Origin of the sequence: Variovorax sp. 160MFSha2.1 (genome assembly GCF_048305075.1) — a bacterium.
GTDB lineage: Bacteria > Pseudomonadota > Gammaproteobacteria > Burkholderiales > Burkholderiaceae_C > Variovorax > Variovorax guangxiensis.
Genome location: NZ_CP157624.1, coordinates 383911 through 406633, shown reverse-complemented (window position 1 = coordinate 406633; position 22723 = coordinate 383911). Strand labels below are relative to the sequence as shown.

The 22723-nt window shown below is 69.0% G+C and carries 23 protein-coding genes; 13 read left to right on the top strand and 10 right to left on the bottom strand.

The annotated features are described in order from the left end of the window. On the bottom strand, positions 1–1731 hold the full coding sequence (gene atzF / locus ABL838_RS01760; RefSeq protein ID WP_418123837.1) for an allophanate hydrolase: 1731 nt from the start codon (positions 1729–1731) through the stop codon (positions 1–3). A gap of 259 nt (positions 1732–1990) precedes the next feature. After that, on the bottom strand, positions 1991–2854 hold the full coding sequence (locus ABL838_RS01755) for a M48 family metallopeptidase (protein ID WP_418123836.1): 864 nt from the start codon (positions 2852–2854) through the stop codon (positions 1991–1993). Positions 2855–2913: 59 nt separating this feature from the next. Here ABL838_RS01755 and ABL838_RS01750 point away from each other — a divergent pair, with 59 nt between their 5' ends. From ABL838_RS01750 to ABL838_RS01725, 6 genes are all read left to right on the top strand, one after another. Further along, positions 2914–4299 (top strand): AmpG family muropeptide MFS transporter, encoded by a 1386-nt coding sequence (locus ABL838_RS01750; protein ID WP_126022420.1) that lies wholly within the window; start codon positions 2914–2916, stop codon positions 4297–4299. Between the two features lie 162 nt (positions 4300–4461). Then, a complete protein-coding gene (locus tag ABL838_RS01745; RefSeq protein ID WP_418118771.1) occupies positions 4462–5664 on the top strand; it encodes a beta-ketoacyl-[acyl-carrier-protein] synthase family protein in 1203 nt (400 codons plus the stop codon). Continuing rightward, entirely contained in the window at positions 5661–6527 is an 867-nt protein-coding gene (locus ABL838_RS01740; RefSeq protein ID WP_418123834.1) for a beta-ketoacyl synthase chain length factor, read from the top strand. The genes ABL838_RS01745 and ABL838_RS01740 overlap by 4 nt, the downstream gene beginning before the upstream one ends. Before the next feature lie 117 nt (positions 6528–6644). Further along, positions 6645–7367, top strand: coding sequence for a response regulator (locus ABL838_RS01735; RefSeq protein ID WP_126022422.1), 723 nt, complete (start codon positions 6645–6647; stop codon positions 7365–7367). Between the two features lie 11 nt (positions 7368–7378). Then, positions 7379–8578 (top strand): ATP-binding protein, encoded by a 1200-nt coding sequence (locus ABL838_RS01730; protein WP_126022423.1) that lies wholly within the window; start codon positions 7379–7381, stop codon positions 8576–8578. A gap of 77 nt (positions 8579–8655) precedes the next feature. Further along, positions 8656–9927 (top strand): O-antigen ligase family protein, encoded by a 1272-nt coding sequence (locus tag ABL838_RS01725; RefSeq protein WP_240650658.1) that lies wholly within the window; start codon positions 8656–8658, stop codon positions 9925–9927. A 41-nt stretch (positions 9928–9968) separates the two neighbouring features. On the opposite strand, the gene ABL838_RS01720 is transcribed toward ABL838_RS01725, so the two are convergent. Together ABL838_RS01720 and ABL838_RS01715 are read right to left on the bottom strand one after the other, a co-directional pair. Further along, positions 9969–10178, bottom strand: coding sequence for a zinc-finger domain-containing protein (locus ABL838_RS01720; protein WP_013538728.1), 210 nt, complete (start codon positions 10176–10178; stop codon positions 9969–9971). Positions 10179–10207: 29 nt separating this feature from the next. After that, positions 10208–11161 carry a branched-chain amino acid transaminase gene (locus ABL838_RS01715; RefSeq protein ID WP_019658018.1) on the bottom strand — a complete coding sequence of 318 codons (954 nt, stop codon included), beginning with the start codon at positions 11159–11161 and terminating at the stop codon, positions 10208–10210. 134 nt (positions 11162–11295) lie between these two features. On the opposite strand from ABL838_RS01715, the gene ABL838_RS01710 reads away from it, so the two are divergent. After that, on the top strand, positions 11296–12285 hold the full coding sequence (locus tag ABL838_RS01710) for a recombination-associated protein RdgC (protein ID WP_184640378.1): 990 nt from the start codon (positions 11296–11298) through the stop codon (positions 12283–12285). Between the two features lie 165 nt (positions 12286–12450). On the opposite strand, the gene ABL838_RS01705 is transcribed toward ABL838_RS01710, so the two are convergent. Further along, positions 12451–13662 (bottom strand): M20 aminoacylase family protein, encoded by a 1212-nt coding sequence (locus tag ABL838_RS01705; protein WP_418123831.1) that lies wholly within the window; start codon positions 13660–13662, stop codon positions 12451–12453. A gap of 45 nt (positions 13663–13707) precedes the next feature. Further along, the gene (locus ABL838_RS01700) at positions 13708–15027 is read right to left on the bottom strand and encodes an MFS transporter (protein ID WP_418123829.1); all 1320 of its coding nucleotides are present in this window, start codon (positions 15025–15027) and stop codon (positions 13708–13710) included. A 201-nt stretch (positions 15028–15228) separates the two neighbouring features. Here ABL838_RS01700 and ABL838_RS01695 point away from each other — a divergent pair, with 201 nt between their 5' ends. Beyond that, complete coding sequence (locus tag ABL838_RS01695; protein WP_418118763.1) at positions 15229–16173, top strand: LysR family transcriptional regulator; 945 nt, start codon at positions 15229–15231, stop codon at positions 16171–16173. Here the strand turns inward: ABL838_RS01695 and ABL838_RS01690 are convergent. Together ABL838_RS01690 and ABL838_RS01685 are read right to left on the bottom strand one after the other, a co-directional pair. After that, positions 16170–16595: a glycerate kinase gene (locus tag ABL838_RS01690; RefSeq protein ID WP_418123827.1), complete on the bottom strand. Its 426-nt coding sequence runs from the start codon at positions 16593–16595 to the stop codon at positions 16170–16172. The genes ABL838_RS01695 and ABL838_RS01690 overlap by 4 nt on opposite strands. A 35-nt stretch (positions 16596–16630) precedes the next feature. Beyond that, the gene (locus ABL838_RS01685) at positions 16631–16999 is read right to left on the bottom strand and encodes a VOC family protein (protein ID WP_418123825.1); all 369 of its coding nucleotides are present in this window, start codon (positions 16997–16999) and stop codon (positions 16631–16633) included. A gap of 184 nt (positions 17000–17183) precedes the next feature. Here ABL838_RS01685 and ABL838_RS01680 point away from each other — a divergent pair, with 184 nt between their 5' ends. After that, positions 17184–17639, top strand: a complete 456-nt coding sequence (locus ABL838_RS01680; RefSeq protein WP_184640387.1) for a hypothetical protein — start codon at positions 17184–17186, stop codon at positions 17637–17639. 52 nt (positions 17640–17691) lie between these two features. Here ABL838_RS01680 and radA read toward each other — a convergent pair whose 3' ends face one another. Together radA and ABL838_RS01670 are read right to left on the bottom strand one after the other, a co-directional pair. Beyond that, positions 17692–19083 (bottom strand): DNA repair protein RadA, encoded by a 1392-nt coding sequence (gene radA, locus ABL838_RS01675; RefSeq protein WP_418123823.1) that lies wholly within the window; start codon positions 19081–19083, stop codon positions 17692–17694. Positions 19084–19118: 35 nt separating this feature from the next. Continuing rightward, positions 19119–20129, bottom strand: a complete 1011-nt coding sequence (locus ABL838_RS01670) for a Bug family tripartite tricarboxylate transporter substrate binding protein (protein WP_418123821.1) — start codon at positions 20127–20129, stop codon at positions 19119–19121. Positions 20130–20234: 105 nt separating this feature from the next. On the opposite strand from ABL838_RS01670, the gene ABL838_RS01665 reads away from it, so the two are divergent. From ABL838_RS01665 to ABL838_RS01650, 4 genes are all read left to right on the top strand, one after another. Continuing rightward, positions 20235–20747, top strand: coding sequence for a MarR family winged helix-turn-helix transcriptional regulator (locus ABL838_RS01665; protein ID WP_126022432.1), 513 nt, complete (start codon positions 20235–20237; stop codon positions 20745–20747). A gap of 116 nt (positions 20748–20863) precedes the next feature. Then, complete coding sequence (hpaR, locus tag ABL838_RS01660; RefSeq protein ID WP_418123818.1) at positions 20864–21301, top strand: homoprotocatechuate degradation operon regulator HpaR; 438 nt, start codon at positions 20864–20866, stop codon at positions 21299–21301. After that, positions 21298–21936, top strand: a complete 639-nt coding sequence (locus ABL838_RS01655; protein ID WP_418123817.1) for a fumarylacetoacetate hydrolase family protein — start codon at positions 21298–21300, stop codon at positions 21934–21936. Before hpaR ends, ABL838_RS01655 begins: the two co-directional genes overlap by 4 nt. Then, the gene (locus ABL838_RS01650; protein ID WP_418123815.1) at positions 21933–22703 is read left to right on the top strand and encodes a fumarylacetoacetate hydrolase family protein; all 771 of its coding nucleotides are present in this window, start codon (positions 21933–21935) and stop codon (positions 22701–22703) included. The genes ABL838_RS01655 and ABL838_RS01650 overlap by 4 nt, the downstream gene beginning before the upstream one ends. Positions 22704–22723 lie beyond the last annotated feature (20 nt).

Below are 22723 nucleotides of genomic sequence, written 5' to 3'. Positions count from 1 at the left end.
TCAGTTGGAACTCGGGGTGGCGCGGCTCGCGACGTATGCGCGCCAGCCGCCGTGATGGCTCACGTCCTGCGCGCCGTCCAGCGCGTGGCCTTCGCAGATGAAGCCCTTCACCCAGCTGCCGTCGGCCAGCTCCACGCTGCCGAGGCCCAGCGGTGGCGGGATCAGCGCGAGGAAGCTGCCGACCTGCGCGAGCGGCACGGCCCACACTTCGAGCGCGATGGCTGCGCCCTCCTCGCCTTCGGCCACGCGACGCAGCCCGGGCTTGGGCGGCACGGTGCCCGGCAGCGCGTGCAGCCTGTAGGCGGGCGAGGTGGTGGTGGAGCTCACCAGGGTCGCGCCGCGCTCGGTCAGTTGGCTGTTGAGCGGCATGCCCGAGAGATGCGCACCGACGACGGCGATCGGCAAGGTGCCGGCACCCGCCGCCGCGAGCCCCGGAATCGCACGCGGCGGCGGCAGAGGCTCGCCTGTCGCGCCCTGCGCAAGGCCGGTGGCGTGGTGGAAGCGCTGGCCCAGTTCGGCGAGTGCGAGATCGCTGCCGCAGGGGCCGATCAGCGTGATGCCGAAAGGCAGGCCGTCCGCGCGCAAGCTGCTGGGCACCGAGAGCGCGGCGTAGTCGAGCAGGTTGACGAAGTTGGTGTAGGCGCCGAGGTTGCGGTTGAGCGCGACCGGATCGGCGCGCATCTGCTCGCGGGTGTAGTGCGTGGGCGCGGTGGGCACGAGCAGCAGGTCGATGTCGCGCCACATCGGCTCGACCTTCTGCGCGATGGCGCGCAGCCTGGTCTGTGCGTCGAACACGTCGGCCGCGCTGTAGCCCTGTCCGCTCGCGAGGATGCCGCGCACGGGCTCGACGACGTCGTCGGCATGCGCGTCGAAGAACTCGCGCACCGCGGCGTAGCGCTCGGCGACGAGTGCGCTTTCGTAGAGCATGGCGGCCGCTTCCGCGAGCGGCGCGTAGGCGATGGTGACGGGCGTGCCGCCCATGGCGAGCAGCCGCGCGACCGCATCGCCGAAGGCCTGCTCGGCGGCGGCGTCGCCGAAGAAGCTCAGCCGGTCGGGCACGCCGAAGCGGAAGCGCGCGGGCAGCGGCTCGCGGCGCAAGTCGATCTCGCGGGAGTACGGATCGCGCGCGTCGTGGCCGGCGGCTGCGAGCAGCACGTCGACCGCGGTGGCGACGGTGCGCGCGAAGATGGAGACGCAGTCGGCGCTCTGCGCGGCGGGCACCACGCCGAAGGCGCTCAGCAGGCCGCGCGAAGGCTTCAGGCCGACGATGTTGTTGAGCCCGGCCGGCACGCGGCCGGAGCCGGCGGTGTCGGTGCCCAGGGCGAAGTCGGCCTCGCCGATGGCCACCACACAGGCCGAGCCCGAACTGGAGCCGCCCGATACATAGCGCGCGTCGAAAGCGTTGGGCACCTCGCCATAAGGAGAGCGGGTGCCGTTCAGGCCACAGGCGAACTGGTCGAGATTGGTCTTGCCGGCCAGCAATGCACCGGCTTCGAGCAGGCGCTGCACCACGGTCGCGTGCACCTCGGGCAGGCGCTCGAAGGCCGGGCAGGCGGCGGTGGTGGGCACGCCGGCCACGTCGATGTTGTCCTTGACAGCGAAGCGCAGGCCCGCGAGCGGCAAGGCGAAATCCAGCGCCACGGCGGCGTGCGTGTGTGCCACAGGCGAGGCGAACCTGGCGATCCAGGCCGCTTCTGGCGTTCCGCTTTTCGGGTTTTCTTCGTGCACCATCTTCAGGCATCCAAACATGTGTACAAGTTGAGATGCAAGCGGCATGCCAGCGCAAGCGCACCGTGGCGCAGATCGGAATCGTGCGGGGATTGGCCCGCTCCCCTCGGGCTTTGGGCTCCCTCCCCCGGGCTTGGCTCCCTCTCCCCTGGGGGAGAGGGTTGGGGTGAGGGCAGGTGCGGAAGATGAAGCGCGACTCTTATCTAGAGGCCGTAGCCCTCACCCCCGCCCTCTCCCCACGGGGGAGAGGGAGTCATGCAAGTCAGCTCTTCCTTGCGTCGCGGTAGAGCTTCTCGACCTTCGGCAGGTTCGCTTCGAGCTTCGAGATGCGGTCCGGACCGCTCGGGTGCGTCGAGAGGAAGCTCAGGCCGCCCTGATTCCTGGACGCCGTGGCCATCTTCTGCCACAGCGAGACCGACGCCTTCGGGTCATAGCCCGCCCGCGCCGCCAGTTCGAGCCCGACGAGATCGGCCTCTGTCTCGTCGCTGCGGCTGAACTTGAGCGTGATGAGCTGCGTGCCGGCGCGCGCGGCCAGGTCGCCTACCTGCCCCCAGCCGAGCAGCTGCGCACCGATGGAGAGCGCGGCGCCCGTGCCCGCGCTCTTGGCCAGGCGGGCGCGTGCATGCTCGCGCAGGGCGTGGGCCATCTCGTGGCCCATCACCATCGCGACCTCGTCGTCGGTGAGCTTGAGCTGGTCGAGGATGCCGGTGAAGAAGGCGATCTTGCCGCCGGGCATGCAGAACGCGTTGATCTGCTTGCTGCCGATCAGGTTGACCTCCCACTTCCAGTCTCGGGCGCGCGAATTCCACGGCATCGCGAACGGAATGAGCCGCCTGGCGATGGCCCGCAGGCGCTGCAGCTGCGGATTGCTCTCGCCCGCGAGCGCCCCCTTGGCGCGTGCCTGCTCGAGCAGCTGGCCGTACTGCTGCACGCCGGCCGTCTCGATCTGCTCGACCGGCACGATGTTCCGGGCCACCGAGGCCTTGCCCACGTCGACCTGCGCCAGGGCCGGCTTCGCGAGAACCGCGCCGGCCGCCGCGAGCAGGAAGGCTCGCCGCGGATGCCACGCGGAAGCTGCGGAGGGGGCGGGAAAGTCGGTGAAGGGGCGATCGCATCGTGTGCACATAGGAGCGGGATGATAGGAACAAATGAAGACAAGAAGCCCGGGAACCCGGGCCGTCGCTCATGGACAATCCAGGGCACATGTCCGCCTCGCCCGCAGAAACCCCCACGCCCACCTCACCGCCCTGGCGCGACGCGCTGAAGGTCTACCTGGAGCCCGCCACCCTGCGCATGCTGGCGCTGGGCTTCTCGGCCGGGCTGCCGCTGCTGCTGGTGCTGGGCACGCTGAGCTTCCGCTTGCGCGAAGCGGGCATCGACCGCACCACCATCGGCTATTTGAGCTGGGTCGGGCTGGCCTACGGCTTCAAGTGGGTCTGGGCGCCGCTGGTCGACCGGCTGCCGCTGCCGCCGCTCACCACCTTGCTGGGACGCCGCCGCGGCTGGCTGCTGCTGGCGCAGTGCATGGTCATCGCCGGGCTGGCGGGCATGGCGGTCAACGATCCGCGCCACGGGCTCACACCGCTGGTGTGGTGCGCGCTGCTGGTGGCCTTCGGCTCGGCCACGCAGGACATCGCGCTCGACGCCTTCCGCATCGAATCGGCCGAGGCACGCAAGCAGGCCGCGCTGGCCGCCGCCTACCAGACAGGCTACCGGCTCGCGATGATCTGGGCCGGCGCCGGCGTGCTGTGGGTCGCGGCCTGGGCCGAAGTGGCGCCCGCTGCAGCGGCCACGGGCGCGGCGGCCTATCAGAACGGCGCCTGGAAGACGGCCTACCTGGTCATGGCGGCATCGATGGCCATCGGCGTGGTCACGGTGCTGCTTTCGCCCGAGCCGGTGCCGGGCGCCATGCCCAAGGCCCGGACCGCCGCCGAATGGCTGCGCAACGTGCTGATCGAGCCCTTCGCCGATTTCATACGCCGCTACAAATGGCAGGCGGTGCTGATCCTCTCGCTGATCGCCATCTACCGCATCAGCGACGTGGTGATGGGCATCATGGCCAACCCGTTCTACGTGGACATGGGCTTCACCAAGGACCAGGTGGCCTCGGTCAGCAAGATCTACGGCGTGATCATGACGCTGGCGGGCGCCTTCGTCGGCGGCGTGCTGTCGATGCGCCTGGGCGTGATGCGCGTGCTGATGCTCGGCGCCGTGCTCAGCGCCGCCAGCAACCTGCTCTTCGCCTGGCTGGCCACGCGCGGGCACGACCTGACTGCGCTGATCGCGGTGGTCTCGGCCGACAACCTGGCCGGCGGCATCGCCTCGGCGGCGTTCATCGCCTACCTGTCGAGCCTCACCAACATCAGCTACTCGGCCACGCAGTACGCCCTTTTCAGCTCGCTGATGCTGCTGCTGCCGAAGTTCCTGGCCGGCTACTCGGGTGCCTTCGTCGACGCCTACGGCTACAGCAGCTTCTTCGTCGGCACCGCCCTGCTGGGCGCGCCGGTGCTGTTGCTGGTGGCGCTGGCCTCGCGGCTGACGGCGACCACAAGCCCACAGGGCCGTCAATAGGGCCTGGGCCTTATAGGAAACGGCCGACGGTGCGCGGGCCGCGCAACTGGTAGGCTGTGCCGGTATACATTCGTTTCTTTCAATTTTCTTTTCCCGCCGCGCGCTTCGCTTCCTGCCGGCGTCCATCGTCCGCCTGACCGACAGCCCAACACCTACAAGATCGTGCCGTCCCGAATTTCTCCTCTTCAGATAAGTGCCTACACGGCCACCAGCGCCGTCGGTGTCGGCAAGGAAGCGCTGGCCGACGCGCTCGCGCAGTCGCGCAGCGGGCTGCGCGCCAACGATTTCGGCGACGCGCCGCTGCCCACCTGGATCGGCCGCGTCGAAGGCGTCGAGGAGGTCCGGCTCCCCGAATCGCTCGCGCAGTGGGACTGCCGCAACAACCGGCTGGCCTGGATGGGCCTGCAGGCCGACGGCTTCATCGATGCCGTTGCCGCGGCGCGCGAGAAATACGGCGCATCGCGCATCGCGCTGGTGCTGGGCACCTCCACCGCGAGCATCGGCGAGACCGAGCTGGCCTACACGCAGCTCGACGCGCAGGGCATGTTCCCGCCCGGACAGCGCCGCCCCGAGGTGCACACACCGCATTCGCTGGCCATGTTCGCGCAGCAGCTGCTGGGCATCAGCGGACCCAGCGAAACGATTTCCACCGCCTGCTCGTCCAGCGCGAAGGTGTTCGCCTCGGCCGAGCGGCTCATTCGCCTGGGCCTGGCCGACGCGGCCGTGGTCGGCGGGGCCGACACGCTGTGCGGCAGCGTGCTGTTCGGCTTCAACTCGCTCGAACTTGTATCGAGCGAGCCGTGCCGGCCCTTCGACGCCGCGCGCAAGGGCATCAGCCTGGGCGAGGCCGCGGGTTTCGCGCTGGTCGAGCGCGTGCAGACCGGTGCCGATGCCGCGCCGCTGCACCTGCTGGGCTACGGCGAAGCCAGTGACGCGCACCACATGTCGACGCCCCACCCCGAGGGCCTGGGCGCCGAGCGCGCGCTCGACGAGGCGCTGGCGCGCGCCGGGCTCGCACCCGAGGCGATCGACTACATCAACATGCACGGCACCGCGAGCCAGAAGAACGACGAGGTCGAGGGCGCGCTGGTGGCGCGCCGCTTCCCGGCACGCACGCATGCCAGTTCGACCAAGGGCTTCATGGGCCACACGCTGGGCGCGGCGGGCATCGTCGAGGCGGTCATCAGCCTGCTGGCGATCGAGCGCGGCCTGATGCCGGGCACGGTCAACACGCACACGCTGGACGAGGGCTTCGGCCCGCAGATCCGGCTGGAGCCCGCGCGCGGCGAAGTGCGCTATGCGCTGAGCAACTCCTTCGGCTTCGGCGGCAACAACTGCTCCCTCGTTTTCGGCAAGGCGGCATGAACGACATGAACCAGGCCGCTTCCAAGCCCCCCACCCTCTACATCGAAGGCCCCGCCTTCTGGACTCCCACGCTGCCCGGCTGGGACGCCGCCCGTGCCGCCTTCCGCGGCGAAGGCGCGCTGGCCGATCCGCCCGCCAAGCGGCCCTCGCCGCAGGTGCTGGCCCCTGCCGAGCGCCGCCGCGCGCCCGACACCGTGGCGCTGGCGCTCGAAGTGGCCGCTGCCGCCCTTGCCGGCTCGGGCCGCAACGCGGCTGACGTGCCCTGCGTGTTCACGTCGGCGCACGGCGACCTGTCGATCAACGACTACATGTGCAGCACGCTCGCGAGCGACCCGAAAGGGCTGTCGCCCACCAAGTTCCACAACTCGGTGCACAACGCGGCCGTGGGCTACTGGACCATCGGCACCGGCTGCATGGCGGCAAGCAACGCGGTCTCGGCCTACGAGCACAGCTTCGGCTCGGGCCTGCTGGAGGCGGCCGTGCAGTCCGCCTGCGACCAGGAGCCCGTGCTGCTGGTGGGCTACGACACCCCCACCCTCGGCGCGCTGACTTCCGTCACCGACAGCCGCGGCCTGCTTGCGGTGGCGCTGGTGATCGCAAGCGAACCCGGCGAGCGCACCGTGGCGGCGCTCGACTGGTCGCTCGTCAGCGAAGACGGCAAGGCTGTGGCAGCCACGCCGCCGCGCTCCGAAGCCGCGAAGTCGCTGGCCGAGATCAACCCCATGGCCCAGTCGCTGGGCCTCTTCGAAGCGCTGGCACATCTGGATGACGGCAATGTCGGCGGCGTGGGCTCGCCGGTCGACCTGCCGCTTTCCGCCACCCTGTCGCTGCGGCTGCAGTTGCGGCCGTTCGCACGGGGCTGAGCCCACGGCCACTGCAACCGGCGCTATGCTTTTCGCAGCATGGCCGGTTGACAGGGGTTGCCGAGGTTTACCCAACTTTACGGAGCGTTCAAGCCCTCTTGCTCCCGGTGGACGACCATGAAGCGCATGAGCACCCCCCAACTCCTGATGATCGAAGACGACGCCCGCCTGGCGCAGATGGTGGGCGAATACCTGACGCAGTCGGGCTTCGCGTTCAACCATGCCGGCGACGGCGCCGCCGGGCTCGAGCAGCTGCAGCAGCACGCGCCCGACCTGGTGATCCTCGACCTGATGCTGCCCGACACCGATGGCCTCGAAGTCTGCCGCCGCATCCGCGCGCTGCCCGGTCCGCTGTCGAAGGTGTCGGTGCTGATGCTCACGGCCAAGGGCGACCCGATGGACCGCATCATCGGCCTGGAGATCGGCGCCGACGACTACCTGCCCAAGCCCTTCGAGCCGCGCGAGCTGCTCGCGCGCATCCGCGCCGTGCTGCGCCGCCGCGCCGAGAGCGCCACCGAGGCCGAGGCCTCGTCGGTGATGCGCTTCGGCACACTGGAAATCGACCGCAACGCGCGCACCGTGTCGGTGGGCGGCGCGGTGGCCGACCTCACCTCCTACCAGTTCGACCTGCTGACGGCGATGGCCGAGCGCGCGGGCCGCGTGCTCACGCGCGACCAGATCATGGAGGCCGTGCGCGGCCGCGAGCTCGAAGCCTTCGACCGCTCCATCGACGTGCACATGGGCCGCATCCGCGCCGCCATCGAGGTCGATGCGAAGAACCCGAAGCGAATCCTCACGGTGCGCGGCGTCGGGTACGTCTTCGCCAAGCAGCAAGACTAGGCTGACCGCCGATGCTGCGCAGTCTCTATTCGCGCCACCTCTACGTCCGCATCTGGCTCGCGGTGGTGGGCGGGGTCGTCATCCTCACGCTGATGGCCAACTGGATCGTGCGCGAGGCCGCCGAGGCCGAGCGCGAACGGCTGGCGCCGGTGCCGCGCAACGTGGTGGTGCTGGACGCACAGGACAAGCCGATAGGCGCGGGCACCGCGCTGCGCGTGCCGGGCCAGGGCCTGGAGTTCGACGTGACGCTCAGCGACGGCAAGGCCATCACGCTGCGCGTGGCGCCGCGCGAGCGGCCCACCGGCACCGGCGGTTTCGCGCCGTGGCGCACGCCCTTCGGGCTGGGCTGGATGATCGCGCTGGTGGGCGTGGCGGTGGCGCTGGGTGTGTACCCGATCGTGCGGCGCATCACGCAGCGGCTGGAATCGCTGCAGCGCGGCGTGCAGCGGTGGGGCGAGGGCGATCTCTCGGTGCGCGTGACAGAAGAAGGGCAGGACGAAGTGGCTGATCTATCCAAACGATTCAACGCGTCGGCCGAACGCATCGAGCAGCTGGTGCGCTCGCACAAGTCGCTGCTGGCCAACGCATCGCACGAGCTGCGCTCGCCGCTCACCCGCATCCGCATGGGCCTGGAGCTGATGGGCGAGCACCCGAGCCAGTCGGCGCGCGAGGAAATCTCGCGCAACATCGGCGAGCTCGACCAGCTCATCGACGAGATCCTGCTGGCAAGCCGGCTCGACGCCAGCGAGGCCGACATGGGCACCATCGAGCCGGTCGACCTGACCGGGCTCGCAGCCGAGGAATGCTCGCAGGTGAATGCCGAGCTCGACCTGGCCGACGGCACCGACAACGCCACTCTCACCGTGCCAGGCGTGTCGCGCCTGCTGCGCCGCGCCATCCGCAACCTGCTGGAGAACGCGCGCCGCTACGGCGCCGGCGAGATCGCGGTGGAGCTGGGCAGCGCCAACGGCTACGCCACCGTGCGTGTGAACGACCGGGGCCCGGGCGTGCCGCCCGCCCTGCGCGAGCGCATCTTCGAGCCCTTCTACCGCCTGCCCGGCGCCAGCGAGCGCAACGGCGGCGTGGGCCTGGGGCTGGCGCTGGTGAAGTCGATCGCCGAGCGGCACGGCGGCACCGTGCGCTGCGAGGACCGCCCCGGCGGCGGCGCGAGCTTCGTGATCCGCCTGCCGGCCGCCGCACGCAGCCACTGAGCACACCGCCCACCACCCCGCCTGCGCAGGGTCGTGGTCAGGTTGGCCCGAGGACGCCAACCTAAAATCCCGCCCCTATGCAGAGATCGCACATCGTTCGGCCCGCGGCCATGTTCTGGGGGCTGGTGGTGTTCATGCCGGTCGGCGTCACCTATCTTTCGGCCATCGTGCTGCTGCTCGCCATGCTGGTGGCCGGCGGCCTGGGCGAGCGCTATGCGCGGCTGCGCGCCAACCCGCTGTGGTGGCCGGTGATGGCCTACTTCGCCTGGACCTTCATCGTGCTGGCCATCGGGCAGCACTATCCCGAGACCGGCTCCAACCTCTTCCACGGCATCCGCATCGGCCTCACGATGCTCATGGCGATGGCGCTCACGCGCGAGGAGGCCATCTGGGCGCTGCGCGGCTTCCTGCTGGTGGCGGCGCTCAACATCGTGCTGGTCATCGTCTTCTACGCGGTCGGCGGCTTCAACATCTGGTCGCCGCTGCGCGCGGTGGTGATGGAAGTGGGCAACAAGTCGATCAGCAACGCGCTGCTGTTCAGCGTGGTGGCTTCCACCGCCGCCGTGTGGGGCATCGCGCAGATCGCCGCCCACAAGCCGCTGCGCGCCGTTCCCGCCTTCGTGCTGATGCTCGGGCTGGGCCTGGTGGTGGCGCTGCCGCTGACCTCGCGCACCTCGGTGCTCGCGCTGCTGCTGGTTGTCCCGGTGGTGTGCATCCACCAGTGGCGCAGCCACCTGAAGATGCTGGTGGGCGCACTGGTGCTGGGTGCCGTGGTGATGGGCGCCGGGCTCTACCAGCTGCCGCAGCTGCAGCACAAGGTGGAAGTGGGCGTGCAGGAACTCGAGGAGGCGCAGGCCGGCGCGGTCTTCAAGGGCAGCTGGGCCATCCGCTACTACATGTACCGCGACACCGGCCTCATGATCGCCGACCGCCCGTTCACCGGCTGGGGCATCGGCGGCTGGACCGACCAGTGGCACAAGCGCGGCCCGGCGCTGCTGGCCGACTCGAACATGCCCCACAACGACTTCCTCTGGGTCGGCGCCCAGGGCGGCCTGCCCGCGCTGCTGAGCCTGCTCTTCATCATGGTCGCCGCCGTCTGGCAGGCATGGAAGAGGCCCGACATCGCGGGCCGCTACGCGCTGGCGGCCACGCTGATCGCGCTGATCGCCTCGAGCGTGAACTCGGCCATGCGCGACGCGCAGATCGGCCTGGCGCTGCTGTTCATCGCGATGGTCTACCTGCGGCTCGCGCAGGAGAAGAACGACCCGAATCCGTGGCGCGGACTGCTGTCCTCGCGCCTGAAAGGCCTGGAGAGCCTGGAAAAAGACCCCGCCCGCCCGGCTGCCTGAAGAGGCACCTGGCGGCCGGGGCCGGGTGGTTCAGCCGTGGCTCAGTGCCGCGCCGACACCGCCTCACCGGCCTTCAGCCGGTACACCGTGCCGCAATACGGGCACTTGGCCTCGCCGGTGCGCGCCACGTCGAGGTACACCTTCGGGTGGCTGTTCCAGAGCTTCATGTCGGCCTTGGGGCTGGGGCAGAACACGCCGCCCTGATGATTGAGCTCCTTGGCCAGGAGTTCGACTACTGCATTGGTGGACATGGGGTCGTTCTCTCGTTCTCTTCTTCTGCTCAGACTTTCGTGAGCCAGTGGGCGTACTTGGGATTCTTGCCGTTCACGATGTCGAAGAAGGCCGCCTGGATCTTCTCGGTGATCGGGCCGCGCGCGCCGCCGTCGCCGCGGTTGCCGATCTCGATGCGGTCGAGCTCGCGGATCGGCGTGACTTCGGCGGCCGTGCCGGTGAAGAAGGCTTCGTCGGCGACGTAGACCTCGTCGCGCGTGATGCGCTTTTGCACCAGTTCCAGGCCCAGGTCCTTGCACACGTGCAGGATGGTGTTGCGGGTGATGCCGTTGAGCGCGCCGGCCGACAGGTCGGGCGTGTAGACCACGCCGCCCTTGACCACGAAGATGTTCTCGCCCGCGCCTTCGGACACGAAGCCGCTCGCGTCGAGCAGCAGTGCCTCGTCGTAGCCGTCGTCCAGCGCTTCCATGTTGGCCAGGATCGAGTTGGTGTAGTTGCTCACCGTCTTGGCCTGCGTCATCGTGATGTTGACGTGGTGGCGGGTGTAGCTCGAGGTCTTCACGCGGATGCCGCGCTTCATGCCCTCTTCGCCCAGGTAGGCGCCCCAGGACCAGGCCGCGACCATGGCGTGCACCTTGTTGCCCTTGGGGCTCACGCCCAGCTTCTCGGAGCCGATCCAGATGAGGGGGCGCAGGTAGCAGCTCTCGAGCTTGTTCTCGCGCACCACCTGCTTCTGGGCCTCGTTGAGCTGCTCCTGGGTGAAGGGGATCTTCATGCGCAGGATCTTGGCGCTGTTGAACAGGCGCTCGGTGTGCTCGGCCAGGCGGAAGATGGCGGTGCTGCCGTCGGCCGTCTTGTAGGCGCGCACGCCCTCGAAGGCGCCGCAGCCGTAGTGCAGCGTGTGGCTCAGCACGTGGATCTTGGCGTCGCGCCAGTCCACGAGTTCGCCGTCCATCCAGATCTTGCCGTCACGGTCGTCCAGCGAGGGGGGGATCGAGCTCATTTCCTGATTCCTTTGGGATCGGTGTGGGGGTGCGACAGGAAGGGAAGTCGCAAAAGCTTGCGATTTTACGGCGCCGGGCCGAACGGCCTGCCCGACAATGGCCGGCTGTCCAAACCGTTGGAAAAAGGGTTTCCGTGTCCGTATTCAAGAACGTCATCGTCTATCGCATCGAACCCGCCTGGTCCCAGACACTGGCCGAGGCGGAAGAAGGCCTGGGCAGGCAGCGCTTCGAGCCCTGCGGCCCCTCGCAGGAAAAGTCCGCCGGCTGGATCGAGCCGCGCGGCGAGGCCAACGGCCCGCTGGTGGAGTCCATCGACGGCCAGTGGCTGGTCGAATACATGATCGAAAGCAAGCAGGTGCCCGGCTCGGTGGTTCGCCGCAAGGTCGACGAGCGCTGCGCCCACATCGAGGCCACCACCGGCCGCAAGCCCGGCAAGAAGGAAAAGAAGGAGCTCAAGGAAGACATCACCCTCGAGCTGCTGCCCATGGCCTTCACCCGCAGCGCGCGCGTGACGGTGTGGATCGACAAGGCCGAGAACCGCCTGGTGATCAACACCGGCAACGCCTCTCGCGCCGACGAAGTGGTCACCAGCCTCGTGAAGTCGCTCGACGGCTTCGCGGTGGCCCTCATCAACACCCAGGTCGAGCCCGCCGCCGCCATGGCCAACTGGCTGCTCACGCAGGAGCCGCCGGCCGGCTTCACCATCGACCGCGAGTGCGAGCTCAAGGCCAGCGACGACTCCAAGGCCGTGGTGCGCTACGCCAAGCATCCGCTGGACATCGACGAGGTCAAGCAGCACATCACCGACGGCAAGCGCCCCACCCGCCTCGCGCTGACCTGGGACGACCGTGTGTCCTTCGAGCTCACTCACGGCCTGCTGATCCGCAAGATCGCCTTCCTCGAAGGCACGGGCGATGGCGCGGCGGGCGGCAAGAAGGAAGACAACTTCGACGCCGACGTGGCCATCGCCACCGGCGAGCTGGGCCAGCTGGTGCCGGCACTGCTCGACGCGCTGGGCGGCGAAGCGGCCTTTTCCGCAGCGCCGCAGGACGAAGCGCCCAAGCCTGTTGCCACCCAGTCCGAGGCTACGGCAGGGGCCGAAACGGAAGACGCGCCGTTCTGAGGCCGTCAGGAACACGGACAACCGAACGCAGAAGAAATACAAAAACTACGCAAAGGTCGCAAAAGAAACCAAGGAAAAAATTTCTGGTTTTCCTTTCGCGACCTTTGCGAAACCTTCGCGTCCTCTGCGTCCGGCTGCCCACTCCCGCATTCCAACAGCTTGCGATCAGGCCACCAGATAGGTCTGCGCCAGCCGCACCCAACAGGCGGCCCCAAGCGGCAGCACTTCGTCGTTGAAGTCGTAGCCGGGGTTGTGGACCATGCAGCCGCCGAATTCGCCCTCGCCGTTGCCCAGCAGCAGGTAGCAGCCCGGCAGTTCGGAGAGCATCCAGGCGAAGTCCTCGCTGCCCGAGAAACCCTTGGGCGCCTGCCTGACGACGTTCTCCTCGCCCACCAGCTCGGCGCACACTTTCGCCGCAAGCTCGGTCTCGACGGCGGTGTTGACCACCGGGGGCACGAGCTGGCGGTAGTCGATCTCGGCTTCCACGCCGTGCGCCTGCGCGGTGAGGCTCACGATCTCGCGGATGCGCTGCTCGACCAGCGCGCGCGTCTCGGGCCGTGCCGCGCGTACGTTCAGGCCCAGCGACACCGACTGCGGAATCACGTTGTGCGTGGCGCCGCCGCGGATGAAGCCCACCGACACCACCGCCGTGTCGTCCGGCGCCACGTTGCGCGCCACCACCGTCTGCAGGGCCGTCACCACCGCCGCGGCTGCCGCGACCGGATCGCGCGCGCGGTGCGGCATGGCGCCGTGCCCGCCCACGCCCTTGATGGTGACGTCGGCCACGTCGGACGACAGCGTGACCGGGCCTTCGATCGCCATCATCGTGCCCACCGGCACGCCCGGCGCGTTGTGCAGCGCGTACACCGCATCGCAGGGGAAGCGCTCGAACAGGCCGTCCTCGATCATGGCGCGCGCGCCGCAGAGGTTCTCTTCATCGGGCTGGAAGATCAGGTTCAGCGTGCCGTCAAAGTCGCGCGCCTTCGCCAGCGCCTTGGCGGCCGCCAGCAGGATGGCCGTGTGGCCGTCGTGCCCGCAGGCGTGCATGCGCCCGGCGTTGCGGCTCGCGTACGGCAGGCCGGTGGCCTCGGTGATGGGCAGCGCGTCCATGTCGGCGCGGATGCCCAGTCGGCGCGTGCCGTTGCCGAGCCTGAGCTGCGCCACGATGCCAGTGCGGCCGATGCCGGTGTGCACCTCGTAGCCCCAGCTGCGCAGCAGGTTGGCGACGAGTTCGCTGGTGGCGTTCACCTCGAAGCCGAGCTCGGGGTTGGCGTGGATCTGCCGGCGGATGTCGACGAAGGCCTGGGTGTCGACGTCGGCCTGCGGCAGCAGGCGCGACAGGAGCTTGGTGGTCTGGGGGCTGAGTTGGCGGGTCATTCGGGGAGCTTCTTCCTTGTTCCTTGTTGTCGTCGTCGACGGAGTTCAGGCCGCCTTGCGCTCGCGCAGGCTCAGCAGCGCACCAAGGCTCAGCACGCCGCAGACCATCATGTAGAACGCGGGCGACATCGGGTTGCCGGTCTTCGCAAGCAGCCAGGTCACGATGAACTGCGAGGAGCCGCCGAACACCGTCACGCCCACGCTGTAGATCACCGAGATGCCGCTGGCGCGCACGCCGGCCGGCAGCATCTCCAGCAGCATCAGGAACATGGGCGTGGTGCCGATGTTCACGCTCGCGGTGAGCAGCGCAGACAGCGCCAGCACCAGCGGCACGCTCGGGTACTGGCCGATGAGCCAGAACACCGGGTACACCGCGATCACGCTGAAGAGCAGCGAGCCGATCACCAGCGGCTTGCGGTTAGGCAAGCGGTCCGCGAGCCGCCCCGCGACCAGCGACACCACGAACAGCGTGATGCCCGTGACGCATCCCGACAGCAGCGACAGCGACGGCGGCATGTGCAGCACGCGGATCATGTAGGTGGGCATGAAGAACACCACGAGGTACATCGTGGCCGTGCCGGCGGTGGTGGCCAGGATGCCCTTGAGCACCAGCCCGCCGTGCTCACGCAGCAGTCGGCCGATGGGACTGGACTCGTGGTTCTCGGCGACGTGTGTCTCTTCCAGGTGCGCGCGGATGTAGAGCCCGACCGGCGCGATCAGCAGCCCGAGCAGGAACGGCAGGCGCCAGCCCCAGCTCTCCAGCGAGGCTTGCGGCAACGCGGCATACAGCGCGGCGCCGGTGAGCGCGCCCAGCAATGCCGAAACGCCCTGGCTCGCGAGCTGCCAGCTCACGCGAAAGCCCCGGCCCTTCACGCCGCCCGCTTCCATCAGCATCGACGTGGCGGCCCCCACCTCGCCGCCGAGCGAGAAGCCCTGCAGCAGCCGGCCCAGCACGATCATCAGCGAGCCGAAGACGCCAGCCGACGCATAGGTGGGCGCGAAGGCGATGCACAGCGTGCCCAGCACCATGAGGCCGATGGTCAGCGTCATCGCCGCCTTGCGGCCCTTGCGGTCGGCATAGTTGCCGATGATCACACCGCCCAGCGGACGCATCACGAAGCCGATGCCGAAGGTGGCCACCGCCAGCAGCAGCGAGCCGTAGGGGCTGTCGGAAGGAAAGAAGAGCTTGCCGATCAGCAGCGCGAAGAAGCTGTAGACGGTGAAGTCGTACATCTCCAGCGCATTGCCCAGCGAGCAGGCGGCGATCAGGCGGAACTGGCTCTGCTTCTTTCCCTTGCCATGCTGCACCACGGCAGCCGGTGAAGAGGCCCCGATCGGGCTTGCGGGCAATGCGGCTTCGCTCATCTAATGTCACTCCACGTACAGGTTGCGAGGGGGCGTGCATCGACTGCGGGCCCGTTCGCGGCGGAGTATTCAGGCAAAGCGCTGCGGCGAAGAATCACAAATTTTCATGCTGATAACCAAACGGCATCCCCGTCATAAACAGGCGCCGGAGGCCATCGGGACAACCCCCAAGAGGCCTCTTTCCGGGAGCGGCGCACCACGATGAAGCTGCAACAGTTGCGCGTACTGCTGGCCGTGGCGCAGCACGGCAGCATCCACGAGGCCTCGCGCAGCCTGCACACCACCCAGCCCGCGCTGTCGAAGACCATCTCGGAGCTGGAGCGCGAACTCGGCGTGACGCTGATGTCGCGCTCCACGCGCGGCGTGAGCCTCACGGCCTACGGCACGGCGCTGGTCAAGCGCGCGAGCGTGGTCGAGCAGGAGCTGCGGCACGCGCTGGAAGACATCGAGGCGATACGCGGGCACGACGAGGCGCAGCTCAACATCGGCTTCACCGCCGTGGCATCGAGCGGGCCGCTTCCCGATGCGATGGCGTCTTTCCGCAGGCGCTTTCCCAACGTGGCGCTGCGCGGCTTCGAGCTGCGGCCGCAGCAGATCTTCGAGGGCCTGCGCGAAGGCCGGCTCGACCTGGGGATGGTCTCCACCTGCAACGGGCCGGGAACCAACGCATTCCAGTGGGAGCCGCTGTTCTCGGTGGCCATGCACCTGTCGGTGCGCGCCGGCCATCCGCTTAGGCGCGTGCGCAGGCTGCAGCCGCTGGTGGACGCCGACTGGCTCGTGCTCGACCCCATCGACGACGCGGGCAGCCCGCTGGTGAGCATGATGAACATGCACGGGCTGGAGATGCCCAGGCGCATGGTGCACAGCGCCTCGAACCTGCTGGGCCTGCAGCTGGCCACGCAGACCGACCTGATCAGCATGTGGTCGGACTTCGTGTTCCACGGCGCGGGGCCGTTGCGGCTGCAGCCCCATCTGCTGGAGAAGCTGCCGATCACCGACGAACTGCCGGACTTCGACGTGTTCCTGGTCTACCGCTCGGCCGACCTGATGACGCATGCATGCGCCGAATTCGCGAAGGAGGCGCGCCACCAGGCGAAAGCCAATCCGCCGTGGCGGCAGCCCCGGCGCAAGGGGAGTGCGTCCTAGGCTGCGCTGTCTTCGTCGGCCGGCGTCTCGGGCCGCGTCATCGTCCAGCTCTGCAGCTTGCCGCCGTTGAACACGGTATCGACATACGAGCCGCCGCCGTCGGTCCAGCGGTAGTGCTCGGGCTGCTCGTCCTTGGGCGAGCGCAGTTCGCCGAGGGCGCGCGTCATCGCGATCACATGCATCAGCGTCACGCCCGGCTTGAGCTTGGCGTTGAGCATCACCGCGCTGGCCACGTAGCCCACCGGCCGCTCGGCCGCGCGCTTGAGCACCTGCATGGCGCGGTTGAAGTGCAGCAGCAGGAACATCACGATCGCGCCACCGGCCAGGGCGACACCGCCCCACCCGCCAGCGCGCCAGGCCAGCGCCATGACGACGATGGCGCCCACGGGCAGCAGAAAGTTCTTGAAATTCATGGCGCGCATTGTCGCCGCCCGGCACATCGCGGCCGGCAAAGACCTCAGGCCGGGCCGCGCAGGCCGATGCAGTTGCCCCAGGGGTCGCGCACCTGGCACATGTACTGCACGCCCTGCGCGTCGTCCAGCCGTAGCGGCCCCCGGTACAGCACAGCACCGGCCGATTCGAAGCGGCGCAGCGCGGCATCGAAGCGGTCGACGCTCCAGTACACGACCGAGCCCGAAGCGCCCGAACCGACCTTCCCGTCGCTCGGCACGATCTCGAGCAGGACCCCTTGCACCGACAGGCATTCGAACACCGGCGTCCCGATGCGGACGCGAACGGCCTCGCCCCCGAATGCCGCTTCGTACCAGTGCAGCGCCGCCTCCACGTCAGCGACATGGACCATGACGGCGGCAATCGGGAACGGCATCGGCTTCATTCGGCGAACGGTTGGTAGGGGCGTGATTGTGCCGGCCCATCCGCAGCGATCGCGGTAGCGGCCGTGGCTACCGCCGGGCGCGCAAGGCGGTACTCGCAGCGAAAGGCACGTACGGCGGCGGCGAGAGGCGGCACATTTCGCCGCACGGGCATCCGCCCGGGCCACCGAAAAGCGTATGACCATTCCGCGCTCCGTCACATTCGTTCGTCTCACCCTCGCCGCCACGCTCACGGCCGCCGCGCTCAGCGGCTGCTACGTCGTGCCGCTCGGGCAACCCGCTCCCTCGGCGCCGCCTTCGCAGGCTTACGCCGTCGCGCCGGGCCCGGTCGCACAGACCTTCAACGCGCGGCTGTACCCGTCGAATGCCGAGGCCTCGCGCTACGGCGTCGTCTCCGGCACGGTGACCAACGACATGAACGGCCGCGGCCACTTCAACGCACAGATCGGCGGCGAACAATTTCAGGGAGAGGCAACCCGGGTCGCCGGCTCGCGTGCCAACGGCGTGGCGAACGCCACGGGCAGCCGCGGCGGCAACCTGAGTTGCCAGTATTCGATGAACTCGGCCACGCTGGGCAGCGGCCAATGCGTGCTCAACAGCGGACCGGCGTTCACGATGCACATCGGGGGATAGGGAGGGTAGGCCCGGCGCGACAGCGTGCGCGCCGGGTCATTTTTTCCCGGTTTCAGTCGAGGCGGCGGACGACGTCCATCGCCTCCTCGATGCGGTCCACCGCGTGGATCGTCAGCCCTTCGATTTCCTTCGCGCCCTTCTTGGGCGCGTTCGCCTTCGGCACCACCGCCACGCTGAAGCCCAGCTTGGCGGCCTCGCGCAGGCGCTCCTGCCCGCGCGGCGCGGGGCGCACCTCCCCGGCCAGGCCCACTTCGCCGAAGGCGATGAAGCCCTTGGGCATGGGCTTGCCGCGCAGGCTGGAGGTGATGGCCAGCATCACGGCCAGGTCGGCCGCGGGCTCGCTGATGCGCACGCCGCCCACCGCGTTCACGAACACGTCCTGGTCCATGCATGCCACGCCGGCGTGGCGGTGCAGCACCGCCAGCAGCATCGCGAGGCGATCTCGGTCCAGGCCCACCGAGAGGCGGCGCGGGCTCGGCCCGCCGTTGTCGACCAGCGCCTGGATTTCCACCAGCATCGGCCGCGTGCCTTCGAGCGTGACGAGCACCACGCTGCCGGGCACGGGCTCGGCATGCTGGCTCAGGAAGATCGCGCTCGGATTGGTCACGCCCTTCAGGCCGCGCTCGGTCATGGCGAACACGCCGATCTCGTTGACCGCGCCGAAGCGGTTCTTGATGGCGCGCACGAGGCGGAAGCTCGAATGCGTGTCGCCCTCGAAGTACAGCACCGTGTCGACCATATGCTCCAGCACGCGGGGACCGGCGAGCGCGCCTTCCTTGGTGACGTGGCCCACCAGCACCACCGCCGTGCCGCTGGTCTTGGCGAAGCGCGTGAGGTGCGCCGCGCATTCGCGCACCTGCGCCACCGACCCAGGGGCCGAGGTGAGCTGGTCGGAGTAGATGGTCTGGATCGAGTCGATCACCGCGATGGCCGGGCGCGTGGCGTCGAGCGTGGCGATGATCTTCTCGAGCTGGATCTCCGCCAGCACCTGCACCTGCGAGTGCTCCAGGCCCAGCCGCCTGGAGCGCAGCGCCACCTGCGAGCCGCTTTCCTCGCCGGTGACGTAGAGCGCGTTCTGCCCGGCGTGCTGCAGCGCGTCGACCGCCTGCAGCAGCAGCGTCGACTTGCCGATGCCCGGGTCGCCGCCGATCAGCGTGACGCCGCCGGAGACGATGCCGCCGCCCAGCACGCGGTCGAGCTCGTCGATGCCGGTGGGCGTGCGCGCGACGTCGGTCGCCTCGATCTCGGAGAGCGTCGCGAGCTCCGATGCGCCCGCGAGCGACGCGAACTGGGTGCCGAAGCGGTTGTTGGCGGGCCCGCTGCCGGCGCCCGCGACCTGCTCGACGAGCGTGTTCCATGCGCCGCAGCTGGGGCATTTGCCCAGCCACTTCGGGCTGGTGCCGCCGCATTCGCTGCAGACGAAAAGTGATTTGTCCTTGGCCATCCTTCGAGTTTAGGTGGCCGGGCGATGCTGCTTCTTCAGTCGTTGGCCTGGAAGTTCACCGCCTTCATGATCGCCGCCCATCTCGCGGTGTCCTCGCGCATGGTCTTCAGCAGCGCCTCGGGGCCGTCGCCGACCGGGTACATGCCGTTCTGCAGCAGCTGCTGGCGCACCTCGCGGGAATTCACCGCGCGCGTGAACTCGGCGCGCAGCTGGTCGACCACAGGCTTGGGCGTCTTCAGCGGCGCGTAGTAGGCGAACCAGGCGGTCGCCACCACGTCCTTCAGGCCGCTCTCCACGAAAGTGGGCAGGTTGGGCATCAGCGGCGAGCGCTTCTCGCCGCTGGTGGCGATGACCTTCACGCGGCCGGTGGGCAGCAGTTGCAACGCGCCGCCGACGGTGTCGAAGTAGGCGGGAACGATGCCGCCCATCACGTCCTGGCGCGCCGGCGTGGAGCCGCGATAGGGCACGTGCACCATCGACAGCCCCGCCGATCGGTTGAGCATCTCGCCGAGAAAGTGCGAGGGCGTGCCCGCGCCATACGACGCGAAGCTCACGCCGCCGGGCTGCTTTTTGGCCCAGGCGATGAATTCGGCGACCGTGTTGGCCGGCACGTCCTTGTGCACCACCAGCGCGAGCTCGAAGCGGGCCGCGTTGATGATCGGCTGGAAATCCTTGACCGGGTCGTAGGTCAGGTTCCTGTAGGCGCTCGGGAACATGGTCATCATGCTCGCGGTGCCCAGCAGCAGCGTGTGGCCGTCGGGCGCGGCGGTCTTCACCACGTCGACCGCGATGCGCCCGGCGGCGCCGGAGCGGTTGTCCACGATGAGCGGGCCGAGCGACTCGCGCACTTCCTGCGCGATGGCGCGGGTGAGCACGTCCTGCGTGCCGCCGGCGGGCACGCCGATCAGCACGCGGATGGGGGTTCCCGGCGCGATTGCCGGCTGCGCCCGCACGGCCGTCGCCAGCGGCGCGAGGGCCATGCCGCCGAGCGCGGCCAGCATGCGGCGGCGCCTGTGAAGATGCAGGAACTGCGGGTCTGTCGTCATCTGTCTTGTCTCCGTTGCTTGCTGTCTGCGCAGCGCGATGGGTCGCGGCCACTGTAGAGCGCCGACAATTGGTTCATCTAATCAATCATTGCCCGGGCAAACCCTATGCCGATGCAAGCGCAGCCCCGCACGCTCGACGACCTGCTGCTCTACCGCACCAGCCGGCTGCTGTCGGTCGCGGGCAGCATGGTCATCCGGCTGTGCGAGGGGCGCTTCGGCATCACGCGGCGTGAATGGCGGCTCATCGCCACGCTCGCGGGGCATGGGGCGCTAGGCTCGTCACAACTGGCGGAGCACGCGCAGCTCGACCGGGCGCGTACGTCGCGCGCCGTCAGCTCGCTGGTCGAGAAGGAACTGGTCTCGCGCGAGCAGCCCGCGGGCGACCGGCGCCATGTGCTCCTGCGACTGACCGCGCGAGGCACGAAGCTGCATGCGGAGCTTTATCCGCTGGTCTGCGCGATCAACACCGAGCTGCTGGGTGCGCTGAAGACCGACGAAGTGGCGCTGCTCGACGACATGCTGCAGCGCCTGCATGCGCGCGGCGAGGCGATGGTGGCTGCCGCAGCCGACCTGCCCAAGGCCGACCGGCGCCGCCGTGAAGCACCCGCCGCGCGCTGAAGCGCACCGCACGGCGTATCCGTGCATACCCTAGGTTTGCGAATCGACCTGGCAATCGGCTAGGAAAGCCGCGACGATTCATTTAACATGTTAAGTAATTTCGGAAGAGACAAGCCTTGAGCACCACATTCACTCATCGCAACCTGCCGCGCCTGCTGCTGCAGGCACGCGAGGCCGTGATGGCCCACACGCGGCCCAGTCTGCGGGAGCACGCGCTGTCCGACCAGCAATGGCGCGTGCTGCGCGTGCTGGGCGAGCACGGCGCGGTCGACACCGGCCGCGTGGCGCGCGAGGCCTTCATCCTCGGGCCCAGCCTCACCGGCGTGCTCGCGCGCATGGAGCGCGACAACCTCATCACCCGCGCGCGCGATCTGGCCGACCAGCGCCGCACCGTGGTCGAGGCCACGCCGCACGGCATGAAGCTGGTGAAGCGGCTGGGCAGCAGCATCGAGGCCCACTACGACTGGATGGAACAGTCCCTCGGCAAGGCCAAGCTCGCGCAGCTCTACGGGCTGCTCGACGAACTCATCGCACTGGAGCAACCCTCGCCATGAGCAGCACTCCCCATTTCCTGCCCACGGGCACGGTGTACGGCACCCTGCTCAACTTCCGCGCGGAGGTGGAGGCGCTCGCGCCGCAGATGACGCAGCCGCCCTACAAGGCACCGCCGAAGGCGCCCGTGCTCTACGTGAAGACGGCCAACACATGGAGCCCGCACGGCAGCGCCATCACGGTGCCGGCCGGTGTACCCGAGGTCGAAGTCGGCGCAAGCATCGGCATGGTGATCGGCGCCGAGGGCGACGTCGAAGGCTTCGTGCTGATGAACGACCTGTCGATTCCCCACGCGAGCTTCTTCCGCCCGCCGGTCAAGTTCAAGTGCGTCGACGGCTTCCTCGGCATCGGCCCCGTGCTGCGCGACGCGCAGGAAGTGGCCGACCCCGCGAATTTCCGCGCCGAGGTGCGCATCAACGGCGAGCTCAGGCAGTCGCTCGACTTCTCGCAGCTCGTGCGCCCCGCGCGGCAGCTGCTCGCCGACGTCGGCGAATTCATGACGCTCGCGCACGGCGACGTGCTGATGCTCGGCTGCGGCGCCGGCCGTCCGCTGGCCCGCGCGGGCGACCGCATCGACATCTCCGCGCCGGGCTTCGAGACCCTGAGCAACACGCTGGTGAAGGAAGCCACGGCATGAAGCACGCACGCGTCATCTTCGAAGGCCGCGAGCACACCGGCACGAGCCACGAATTCGACGGCCGGCCCGACGCGGCCGTGCGGCTGGACGACGGCCGCGTCGTGCCGCAGGAGCAGCTCGTGTGGCTGCCGCCGCTTGCACCGACTGCGCGCCCGCGCACCATCCTCGCGCTGGGCCTCAACTACGCCGACCACGCCAAGGAACTCGAATTCAAGGCGCCCGAGGAGCCGCTGGTGTTCGTCAAGGGCCAGAGCGCGCTCATCGGCCATCGCCAGCACACGCGACGCCCGGCCAGCGTGCAGTTCATGCACTACGAGTGCGAGCTCGCCATCGTGGTCGGCAAGACCGCGAGGAACGTGAAGCGCGACGACGCCTACGACTTCATCGGCGGCTACACCGTGGCCAACGACTACGCCATCCGCGACTACCTGGAGAACTGGTACCGCCCCAACCTGCGCGTGAAGAACCGCGACACCTGCACGCCGCTGGGCCCGTGGTTCGTCGACGCCGCCGACATCGCCGACCCGATGGCGCTCGCGCTGCGCACCACGGTGAACGGCACCGTCACGCAGGAAGGCAACACGCGCGACATGATCTTCGACGCGCCCTTCCTCATCGAGTACTTCAGCCGCTTCATGACGCTCTCGCCGGGCGACCTGATCCTCACCGGCACGCCCGACGGCGTGGTCGACTGCAAGCCGGGCGACGTGGTCGTCACCGAGATCGAAGGCATCGGCGCGCTGGTCAACACCATCGCGGCGGCCTGAGCCGGCGCGCCGTCGCAGCG

What these genes read in the sequence shown, in the direction of transcription:
- atzF (WP_418123837.1), bottom strand. Translation starts at nt 1,731, where the DNA reads ATGGTGCACGAAGAAAACCCGAAAAGCGGAACGCCAGAAGCGGCCTGG.
- ABL838_RS01755 (WP_418123836.1), bottom strand. Translation starts at nt 2,854, where the DNA reads ATGTGCACACGATGCGATCGCCCCTTCACCGACTTTCCCGCCCCCTCC.
- ABL838_RS01750 (WP_126022420.1), top strand. Translation starts at nt 2,914, where the DNA reads ATGGACAATCCAGGGCACATGTCCGCCTCGCCCGCAGAAACCCCCACG.
- ABL838_RS01740 (WP_418123834.1), top strand. Translation starts at nt 5,661, where the DNA reads ATGAACGACATGAACCAGGCCGCTTCCAAGCCCCCCACCCTCTACATC.
- ABL838_RS01735 (WP_126022422.1), top strand. Translation starts at nt 6,645, where the DNA reads ATGAAGCGCATGAGCACCCCCCAACTCCTGATGATCGAAGACGACGCC.
- ABL838_RS01730 (WP_126022423.1), top strand. Translation starts at nt 7,379, where the DNA reads ATGCTGCGCAGTCTCTATTCGCGCCACCTCTACGTCCGCATCTGGCTC.
- ABL838_RS01725 (WP_240650658.1), top strand. Translation starts at nt 8,656, where the DNA reads ATGCAGAGATCGCACATCGTTCGGCCCGCGGCCATGTTCTGGGGGCTG.
- ABL838_RS01720 (WP_013538728.1), bottom strand. Translation starts at nt 10,178, where the DNA reads ATGTCCACCAATGCAGTAGTCGAACTCCTGGCCAAGGAGCTCAATCAT.
- ABL838_RS01715 (WP_019658018.1), bottom strand. Translation starts at nt 11,161, where the DNA reads ATGAGCTCGATCCCCCCCTCGCTGGACGACCGTGACGGCAAGATCTGG.
- ABL838_RS01705 (WP_418123831.1), bottom strand. Translation starts at nt 13,662, where the DNA reads ATGACCCGCCAACTCAGCCCCCAGACCACCAAGCTCCTGTCGCGCCTG.
- ABL838_RS01700 (WP_418123829.1), bottom strand. Translation starts at nt 15,027, where the DNA reads ATGAGCGAAGCCGCATTGCCCGCAAGCCCGATCGGGGCCTCTTCACCG.
- ABL838_RS01695 (WP_418118763.1), top strand. Translation starts at nt 15,229, where the DNA reads ATGAAGCTGCAACAGTTGCGCGTACTGCTGGCCGTGGCGCAGCACGGC.
- ABL838_RS01690 (WP_418123827.1), bottom strand. Translation starts at nt 16,595, where the DNA reads ATGCGCGCCATGAATTTCAAGAACTTTCTGCTGCCCGTGGGCGCCATC.
- ABL838_RS01685 (WP_418123825.1), bottom strand. Translation starts at nt 16,999, where the DNA reads ATGCCGTTCCCGATTGCCGCCGTCATGGTCCATGTCGCTGACGTGGAG.
- ABL838_RS01680 (WP_184640387.1), top strand. Translation starts at nt 17,184, where the DNA reads ATGACCATTCCGCGCTCCGTCACATTCGTTCGTCTCACCCTCGCCGCC.
- radA (WP_418123823.1), bottom strand. Translation starts at nt 19,083, where the DNA reads ATGGCCAAGGACAAATCACTTTTCGTCTGCAGCGAATGCGGCGGCACC.
- ABL838_RS01670 (WP_418123821.1), bottom strand. Translation starts at nt 20,129, where the DNA reads ATGACGACAGACCCGCAGTTCCTGCATCTTCACAGGCGCCGCCGCATG.
- ABL838_RS01665 (WP_126022432.1), top strand. Translation starts at nt 20,235, where the DNA reads ATGCCGATGCAAGCGCAGCCCCGCACGCTCGACGACCTGCTGCTCTAC.
- ABL838_RS01655 (WP_418123817.1), top strand. Translation starts at nt 21,298, where the DNA reads ATGAGCAGCACTCCCCATTTCCTGCCCACGGGCACGGTGTACGGCACC.
- ABL838_RS01650 (WP_418123815.1), top strand. Translation starts at nt 21,933, where the DNA reads ATGAAGCACGCACGCGTCATCTTCGAAGGCCGCGAGCACACCGGCACG.